Annotated in this window: 9 protein-coding genes and 2 pseudogenes; 5 read left to right on the top strand and 6 right to left on the bottom strand. The window is 41.5% G+C overall.

The window, feature by feature from the left end; all coding sequences use genetic code 11:
* A partial coding sequence (locus tag L1028_RS30505; RefSeq protein ID WP_234541897.1) for a hypothetical protein occupies positions 1 to 181 on the top strand: 181 nt, incomplete at its 5' end.
* A 2-nt stretch (positions 182 to 183) separates the two neighbouring features.
* Here L1028_RS30505 and L1028_RS30500 read toward each other — a convergent pair.
* From L1028_RS30500 to L1028_RS30485, 4 genes are all read right to left on the bottom strand, one after another.
* Positions 184 to 651 (bottom strand): hypothetical protein, encoded by a 468-nt coding sequence (locus tag L1028_RS30500; RefSeq protein WP_234541896.1) that lies wholly within the window; start codon positions 649 to 651, stop codon positions 184 to 186.
* A 39-nt stretch (positions 652 to 690) separates the two neighbouring features.
* The gene (locus L1028_RS30495) at positions 691 to 1,155 is read right to left on the bottom strand and encodes a hypothetical protein (RefSeq protein WP_234541895.1); all 465 of its coding nucleotides are present in this window, start codon (positions 1,153 to 1,155) and stop codon (positions 691 to 693) included.
* A 423-nt stretch (positions 1,156 to 1,578) separates the two neighbouring features.
* Positions 1,579 to 1,905, bottom strand: a complete 327-nt coding sequence (locus L1028_RS30490) for a hypothetical protein (RefSeq protein WP_234541894.1) — start codon at positions 1,903 to 1,905, stop codon at positions 1,579 to 1,581.
* 97 nt (positions 1,906 to 2,002) lie between these two features.
* Positions 2,003 to 2,380, bottom strand: coding sequence for a hypothetical protein (locus tag L1028_RS30485; protein ID WP_234541893.1), 378 nt, complete (start codon positions 2,378 to 2,380; stop codon positions 2,003 to 2,005).
* A gap of 308 nt (positions 2,381 to 2,688) precedes the next feature.
* Here L1028_RS30485 and L1028_RS30480 point away from each other — a divergent pair, with 308 nt between their 5' ends.
* On the top strand, positions 2,689 to 4,131 hold the full coding sequence (locus L1028_RS30480) for a recombinase family protein (RefSeq protein WP_234541892.1): 1,443 nt from the start codon (positions 2,689 to 2,691) through the stop codon (positions 4,129 to 4,131).
* A 32-nt stretch (positions 4,132 to 4,163) separates the two neighbouring features.
* Here the strand turns inward: L1028_RS30480 and L1028_RS30475 are convergent.
* A pseudogene (locus L1028_RS30475) lies at positions 4,164 to 4,592 on the bottom strand (ABC transporter substrate-binding protein); the annotation flags it as partial.
* A gap of 273 nt (positions 4,593 to 4,865) precedes the next feature.
* On the opposite strand from L1028_RS30475, the gene L1028_RS30470 reads away from it, so the two are divergent.
* Positions 4,866 to 6,566, top strand: coding sequence for an alpha-amylase family glycosyl hydrolase (locus L1028_RS30470; protein WP_234541891.1), 1,701 nt, complete (start codon positions 4,866 to 4,868; stop codon positions 6,564 to 6,566).
* Here L1028_RS30470 and L1028_RS30465 read toward each other — a convergent pair.
* Positions 6,553 to 7,221: a hypothetical protein gene (locus L1028_RS30465; RefSeq protein ID WP_234541890.1), complete on the bottom strand. Its 669-nt coding sequence runs from the start codon at positions 7,219 to 7,221 to the stop codon at positions 6,553 to 6,555. The two genes, L1028_RS30470 and L1028_RS30465, sit on opposite strands and share 14 nt — an antisense overlap.
* A gap of 142 nt (positions 7,222 to 7,363) precedes the next feature.
* Between L1028_RS30465 and L1028_RS30460 the strand changes: the two genes are divergently transcribed.
* Together L1028_RS30460 and L1028_RS30450 are read left to right on the top strand one after the other, a co-directional pair.
* Positions 7,364 to 7,603 (top strand): hypothetical protein, encoded by a 240-nt coding sequence (locus L1028_RS30460; protein WP_042128392.1) that lies wholly within the window; start codon positions 7,364 to 7,366, stop codon positions 7,601 to 7,603.
* A gap of 313 nt (positions 7,604 to 7,916) precedes the next feature.
* Positions 7,917 to 8,932 (top strand): annotated as a pseudogene (locus L1028_RS30450) (IS1182 family transposase); the annotation flags it as partial.

The following is an 8,932-nucleotide window of genomic DNA, read 5'->3' as shown; positions in this document are numbered from 1 at the left end:
TCTTTATATATTACTTTCTTTAATGTTTCTTTTAGTTATCTTAGGGGGAGAACTCTCCCCCACTAATGGTGGAGAATCATACCCCATGGTGGTGGAGAACTCTCCACCAAGGATGTATATGCTTAGTGGTGGACAACTCTCCCCCAAGAGCATTCATGATGTATGTATATTTTGTATATAAATTCAAAAATCTTCGCCATTCAAACTCACAATTTCATCTCTTATTTCGTGACATTTTTGACGCATGACCTCGGTGAAAACAATCACCTCTCCCTCGTACGCCATGTAATGATTATAATCTTTTGGCTTCGTAGAATATTTTTTGCTAATATCGGATAAACCCTCAATTGTTACATTAATTAAGGTTACAAGACGTTTGTCTGACTCTATAGCTTCAGACAGATATGTTTGCATTTGATTATTAAACTGTACCACGTTCTTAAATGCTTCACTGAATTGAAAGTTTTCAGTTCCAAAAAAACTCCATGCTGAGTTAAGTTGTTGGCTTAGTTTAATACAGAGCTCGTAGGTCTTTTTGTGCTTTATTGGCTCTTGAGCTTCTTCTTGCTTGTGAAGTTGGTATACAGCAATTGCGTACGCTCCGATAACTCCCACTATACTTCCTGTAAACCCTCCCCAATCAAAACTCATTCGTAATTCCCCCCTCTTAATAATAATAAAGCGCAACGCTTATGGTGCTAGATATGACTTGGTGTCTTTAACCATTTTCTTAAAATCTTTACGTCTCATTTTATATTTATTACCTAATGTATCAGTGGCAAATAAGCGTTTTACATTAGGTCCCGCTATTTTCAAGTTAGGTAAAACCTCTTGTAGACTTTCCCCAGGTTCTAGTTTCTTGGGTAGTTGAGATGCGGGATTTATCAAAAAGTGGCTGTTCCCTTTGTAAAAATGACCCATTTTGTACTCGCCACCAAAATCTCTTAATACAATAGCACGTTTACCAGAATTCACGAATTCAAATTTTATAATATCTTTTTCACTCAAATGGTCTAATAATTTGCCCTTATATCCCGTGAATAGAATTTTCCCCTTATCTTTTCTTGTGTTTACAATGTTCCAGATGAGAACTGCGGTTGATACTAGAGAAGCATATCCAGCTATACATAATGTAATAATGTCTTTTGTTGTCATAAGACGACCCCCTCACACCATAATTCGGTGTACGGAAGATAAATCCTTCTATATACAAAAGAGTCGCATTTCGAATAATTCCATGTACCTTACTTCACCGCCTGAGCTTTTGGGGTTTAGATTATGGGCTAATCTGATCTATGTGTTCCTGAAGTTGATTCTTTATATTCTTCAGATACTCGGTATACTCTTTCGTGCTTTGTTCATGCCGTTGTATAGACCGCTCATATCGTTCGTTCAGTCTTACTCCTTCTATACCATTCCATATCGTTAATGTTATAGCTGCGATAAAGATTAGCTGTAACAGAATGTTAATGCGTTTATTCAGATCGTTCACTCCTTTCTGGACATAGAAAAAGCCACCCGGGTTAATGGATGGCTTTATGTACTAAGTATTTTTTCATATCATTGCATAGGTTAAGGCTACTCTCTTCGATAGGAACTTCTTTGAATAGCATTTTCGAGAGCGTTGACATGATTAGTAAACTCTTTTCGATCAGATCGCAGATCACTCAGTTCAGCTTTAACTCTACCGATCTCCTCATCAACCTCTTTTATAAACTTGTTATAAAATTTCTCGCGTGAAAGAGCATCTTCAATTTTATCAACTGATTCTTCCGCCATATCTTTACGAAGCTCTAAAACAGCTAGCTCAATACTTTTATCTTCAGCTAAATGTGCTTTTTTTCTTGCTTCTTCTTTTAATGAGTCAATCCAAACGTAAAGCCCATTAAGTATTTTTTCATCCATTTATATCACCTCCCATCACCATAATTCGACAACTGGAAGATAAATCCTTCAAGGTTAACGTGGATATAAACAGCCCTGCACCCAACCACGTTCTTCATTAAACGTCTGGATTCTCACTCACTGTTGCTTCAGCAGTTCTTTTGCAAAATGGACAAGCGAGGTTCTTTCCCTTCGACTTTTCCATATTAACTAAGAATTGACCGCCACACTCTTCTGACAGACATTCATACTTTTCCAGTAATGGTTGCTCCAATGTACATCCCTCCAATATTTTTAAGCGGAGAAGAGGATTCGAACCTCCACTATCAACCGTTACCAGCCGAGGTGCTACCGTTACACCAACCCCACATAGATACCCCTGACAGACCGCACGAAGCCCTCTCGTACAGCCTGTACTCACAGGGCGATGTTTTACCTTCCTAGTATAAGAGACACGCTGTACGCGCCCCTCAGAAGGTCTTGCGTTTTTAAACACAGGAAGCAAAAAGAACAGCTATCCCGCAATTGATACCCTTTCGACTCTCTGTAGGCTTTACGCTCTTGGCTACCTACCGCCGTCAAACAGGTACTGGTTTGTGTCGGGTGCTGCTCTTTCTTGATTTCCTATGCTATAAGAATAACATATCAAAAACCTAATGACTGATAAATTATTGTTATTATTCTGGGATTATTTTATTAATTTCTCTTTTCTATTTTTTCCATAATCCAGAAAAATGGTTATTTACATAGAATTTCATCGGTGTTACCTTTAATATCAAATATCATGAAAGGTAGGCATACCTGATGAAGAAAATCGCTTTGTACATACGTGTTAGTACAGATGAACAGGCCCTAAAAGGAAATTCATTAAATGAACAAGAAGAACGCCTTCGAGCTTATTGTCACGCAATGGAGCTAGAGGGAGAAATCGAGACATTCATTGATGATGGTTACTCCGCAGGTAGTATGAAAAGACCTGCTCTAACAAGAATGTTAAAAATGGCACGAGAAAAGAAACTAAGCATGGTCGTTATCACTAAGATTGACCGTCTCTGTCGGAACCTCAAAGACCTTCTCATGTTAGTGGATGAATTGGACGAGATACAATGTGGTTTCGCTTCTGCTGGTGAACGGTTTGATACATCTACGGCTGCAGGTCGTATGGTTTTACAAATCCTTGGTGCTTTCGCAGAGTTTGAACGTGGAAGGAACAGAGAACGCGTCAGAGAAAACATGCTATCTATAGTTACCAATACAGACAAGGCGGTGTCTCGCCCTTGCTTTGGCTACAATGTGGTTGACTCAAAGTACGTAATTAATCAAGAAGAAGCTGAAGTAGTTCGAAAAATGGTTGAATGGATGCTTCAAGGCGAGGGAGCACACCGAGTCATGAGAAGACTCAATGACATGGGAGTTAAAACTAAGGATGGTAAATCATTCACTCAGCTTTCAGTAGGGAAGTTGATGCGAAGAGAAACAATCGCAGGTATGTTTGTTTATAACCGTGGGTATACCCTTCGTGGAAAAAGCCTTATACGCCCTGAGGAAGAGTGGATAGTGATCGAGGAGCATCACGAGCCTATAATTGACAGAGAAACATTTAAACGCCTACAGATTGCGATTACAGCCAGGAAAACGAGTGGGAAACAGGCTGACAATGAACGTTGGTTACTCACGGGGCTTGTTCATTGCACACACTGTGGGCGTCCAATGTTTGGTAGATATCGAAAAAAGCCGAGTGGAAAGGAATACTTCCATTACGTTTGTTCAAGTTACATGAAACGAGCTGAGTGTTTCCATCACTTTATTGACAGAGACTTACTTGAGAATACTGTATTTGATTATCTTATGGATGCCGAAAACTATAGTGGTAGAACTGAAGAAGTAACAACTAAAGACTCTCAGAACGAAGTGGATGCTGCACAGTTAAAGGCTGGGCTTAAAAAACTTGATATAAAAATGCAGAGACAGATTGAGCTTTTTGAAGATGCTGATATTAGTAAAGAGGATTTTAGAATAGCGAGGGATCGCATTCATAAAGAACGTATGGAAATTGAGGAAAGACTTAATAAAGCAGAAACGGGGACAAGAGCTGCGTTGGAGAATGAATTTATCAAGCGGTTAGGATCAATGAATAATGAACTGCACTCTAAAAATCGTGGAGAACAAAAAAACGCACTTCGTCAACTTATAAAAGTAGTTGAAGTGACTAACTCTTCAATAATTAACGTTGATGTGCGGCTGTAATGCCGCATTACATAAGGTATTTCTAAAATTACTTTTGGCTGCCCCAGGAAGGTAGAACCCTTCACTTTATCCCAGTTAAACGCTCCGTCAGCTTTACGGGCAAACAGGAACGTTCCATCCCTCTGAGTCAGCTGTGCAAAATTAATGACCGGATCATCTGAACCCTGCTGATACACATAAATGGAGGTTTCAGAACCTACTAATGCAACATCGATGGCACCTGAGAGGAGTGCAGTCATGGTTTTATCTCCACCAGGGATCGTCTGTAGCTCTACGTCAAGTCCTTCATCTTTAAAGAAATTTTGAGATAAGGCCACATATTCGGGTGCATAAAAGACAGAACGGGTGACTTCACCAATCTTCAGCTTTACCAGCTCTGACTTCCCGCCGCAACCGGCAAGCACTGAAAAGCATAGAGTAATGATCATGAGCGACAATGACAGATTTTTCCTAATCTTCATTCTTCATTCTCCTTTCTTACCGGGTCCTTCGCCCTTGCTTAAAGCATATGCAGATGCCTACTAAAAGGTTAAAACCTCCAATAACCTAGGGAAATCCAAGAATAACCATGATACTAGTGACTTTTATTGAAATAATGGATAAATATCGATTAATTTGCTGTTTTTGTATCTGTGCAAACGTTTTACCTAATTGGACGCATTCGAGTACTATAGGAAATAAAGCGCTTTCCATTTCTTGTATTAGAAAATTTGCAATAGAAGGAGTTATTACATATGTATAAAGGTGCTACATTCAAAACTAAAAAAATCACAATATGCTCTCTGGTGGGCATCTGCCTAACCACATTTCTGCTGTCCGGTTGTTCTGGTAATCAAAGCAACAAAACATCCATTGCCACACCCTCCCCTAAAGCAGACTCCATTCAGAGCACCGCTACACCTCAAGCTGCAAAAGTGATAAATAAGACGGACGAACAACCTTCCACCGTTTATTATGAATTATTTGTTCGTTCCTTCTATGATTCAGACGGCGATGGCATTGGAGATCTCAAAGGGATCACCCAAAAGCTGGATTACTTAAATGATGGGAATCCTGAAACCACGACTGATTTGGGGATTGGCGGGATTTGGCTCATGCCCATCAACCCATCACCAAGCTATCATGGGTATGATGTAACCGATTATCGTTCGATTAATCCTGATTATGGGACGATTGAGGATATGCAGGAACTCATTACAGAAGCGCATAAACGAGGAATAAAAATAATTATGGATTTGGTTGTGAATCATACCTCCAAAGAACACCCATGGTTCGTAGACTCAGCTAAAAACAGTGACAGCAAATATCGCGATTGGTATGTCTGGGCTGAAGATCAAGGCCGTCCCGCAAACGGAGCCAGCGCAGCTGGGGGTGGCAATGCGTGGCATTCATTACTTGGAAGTCATTATCTGGGCGGCTTTTGGGAAGGCATGCCTGATCTCAATTTCGATAACGCAGAAGTTCGTACTGAAATGAAGGACATCGGAAAGTTTTGGCTGGAGCAAGGTGTGGATGGCTTCCGACTAGATGCTGCGAAGCATATCTACGAAGATCTTTTGAGTGACAAAACTGAGGCTACTACCGTTAAAAATGTATCCTGGTGGCAGGAGTTCCGCAAGGCTATACATGAAGTAAATACAGAGGCATATATAGTTGGCGAGGTCTGGGAGAATTCTGCTGTCACTGTCGGAGCTTATTTAGATCAAGCTTTTGACTCAAGCTTTAACTTTGGCTTAGCAGAAACACTAGTGAACTCTGTAAAAACTGAAAAAGACAGCGGGACGGCCTTTACGCTGGAACGAACCTATAAATTGTATTCCAAAATATCCGATAACCAGTTTACCGATGCTACTTTCTTAACGAATCATGATCAAAACAGAGTCATGAGTCAATTAGACAACAACCCGAATCATGCAAAAATGGCAGCAGCACTACTGTTAACTTTGCCTGGAAATCCTTTTATCTATTATGGTGAAGAAATTGGAATGCTCGGTGTGAAGCCAGATGAAGGACTTCGAGAGCCTATGAGATGGAGTGCAGCCGATCAAGGAGAGGGGCAGACTACTTGGGAGGCCGGTCGTAATAATGCGGGTGCGATAAACGTTGATGTTGAGAGCCAGCTGAATGACAGCGGTTCAATGCTAGAAAGATATCGCGAGCTTATTGCGCTAAGAAATGAGATTCCTGCGCTCCGGGATGGCGGAATCCGTGACTATGCTTCTGGCAATCCCGGGGTTATGGCTTACGAACGACTAACAACACAGGATCAGGTGCTCGTCGTTCATAACCTTACTGGCGAAGAACAAGCCATTGTACTACAACCCAATGTCGAGGGTTTCTCTTACTCCAAGATCCTAAAGACGATTGCTGTCAAATCGATCTTGAATTCAGATCAACTTACCCTCCCTCCTTATTCAACTGCTATTGTGGAGTGAGAAATGCGGAAGAATGTAACACCCAATTTGTTACTGACCCACATAATTGAGCTTTTGTAATCGGGAGGGCTATAAGCCAGTCTTTGGTTGGATCACTGCTCATTCGTAACAACCAGCCACTGGAATGATCGCCTAAGAAGCGTGCTTTCTGGAAGCTCCATCCACTGTCACTGGACGTGCAGAGTCGTAATTCTCCTTCCGCCATGAAGCACTTCATCACCCGTGCTAGTTGGATGGAATGTACATCATCCCCTGTCTCTGCTGCTAAACAATCTGAGAGCATTTGCAGCGTGGATGAACATGAGCTTTTTTTCAGCTCCTCAAACTTTCTTTTTGACATTAGTAATGCCGGAATCCCGTGATTGTAGAGCTCCTTCATGTTCTCACATTCAAACAACTGAAGACAAAAGCTCTCCATTTCACTTTCATCCATTAATTCATAGGGCAGGGTTTCCGGGTTACTATTGCAGATTACTAGTATCCGGTCTTTATGTATTTGCAGACACAGATCCTTCATTTCCTCCTTCTCTTTATATTTCAATCTACAGATCCGTTCTGCGGTTAAACCTGTATGTAACTGGTCCAGAACTACTTGCCCCATTGGTTCATCTGGAAATAAAAAATGCGTTAAATCGGCCAATCCATTGTCATTCACATCATTGTATCCTTCCTGTATTTCATATATATGTATATTAATCTAACAATCTTTATGTTATCATAAGCTAATTTTAAGGTAAAATTAAGAAACAAAGGGTATTATCATTAACATGAAATACTTTTAGCGAGGTGTCTTCAAAATGAGAATGCTCATCACTTTTCAGAACAAACTTGTACCTGTGTATTTCACAACAGAAAATAAACAGCCCACTCAAAAAGTACTTAGATTACTTAACAGTACGTTGGAGCTCAAAATTCAAAAGGGCAAGAATGCCATCCAGAAATGCCTGAATTCATTAATTAGTATCGAAATTAAAGGCTCTGAGGCTATATTGCACAGTTATAGTGAGAATGATTCATTGGCGCTATCCCTCTATTAATAGAGGGGTAGTTTTTTTGTAAAGTTTCTTTTATCCTTTGGCAGAAAAAGGGGCTGTCCCAAAAGCCATGAAATGGCTGCTTGGGTCAGCCCTTTTTCTAGTAGGATATACGTGGGCGCTTTGGATGGACGCTCCGCGAACGGACCGCTGTTTAAGCGAGAAGTGGATCTACAATCTTTAAAAAAACACCAAAAAAAGAAACCATCCTTTGGTAAAATGGAGGTACCAGCCAGCCACTTCAAAGGAGAGGTTTCTTTTGTACATTCAATATACCATGGACCAACTCTGCCTGCCAATGGATTGAGAAGAAGATATTCCAGTAAACCATCTCGTTCGTGTCGTTAACGCAGCCGTGAACTAGACGATTCCATCTTTGACGCCGCTTATCCCGGCGGTGGACGCGACAGCTATCACCCCAAGATGCTTACCAAAGTTATCATTTATGCCTACACTCAGCGTATATCTATTCATCTCGCCAAATCGCCAAATCCGTTCGGGAGAACATCCTCTTTATGTGGCTGGCCGGGCGGCAACAGCCAGACTTCCACACCTTGAATCGCTTCCGTTCCCAGCGGATGAAAAGCGTCCTAGAGACGGTATTTACCGCCGTGCTTCAGTTTCTGGCTGACGAAAAATATGTTTCTTTGGAGCAATACTTTCTGGACGGAACCAAAATGGAGGCGAACGCCAATCGCTACACGTTTGTGTGGGGCAAAGCGGTCAGCAAACACAAGGCCAAACTCCAAGAAAAGGTACATAGCCTGTTTGCGACCATCGAAGCCGCAGAGCATCAGGAAGAGCAGGAGTTTCAAGGCAAGGATCTCGCTGAACTCGGCACGGGTACCGAAGTAAGCAGTGAGAAACTCGAACAAGCTGTGCAAAAACTTGAAGCTCAACTTGTCAAAACACCGAAAAACAAACCTCTGAAAAAGGCTATTCGGAAGCTGCGTAAGGATTTGCTTCCCCGGCTGTTGAAGTACGAACAGTACCAAAAGCTACTTGGTGACCGAAATAGCTTCAGCAAGACCGATTCAGATGCGACGTTTATGCGAATGAAAGAAGACCACATGCGAAATGGTCAACTTAAACCGGGTTACAATGTACAGATTGGGACCGAGAACCAGTTTATTTTGGCCTATAGTCTACACCAAAGACCGACCGATACCCGCTGCTTACAGCCACACATGGAGAAAACAAGGCAGATCCTCGGGAAACTTCCGAAGACAGTGATTGCGGATGCGGGCTACGGCAGTGAAGAAAACTACGCCTACCTGGAAAAGAAAGAGATTCAGGCGGTAGTGAAATACGGAAGCTACCATAAGGAAAAGA

It is taken from the genome of Paenibacillus pseudetheri, assembly GCF_924513355.1.
In the GTDB taxonomy this organism is placed as follows: domain Bacteria; phylum Bacillota; class Bacilli; order Paenibacillales; family Paenibacillaceae; genus Paenibacillus_AQ; species Paenibacillus_AQ pseudetheri.
This window is presented reverse-complemented; position numbering and strand designations above follow the sequence as displayed.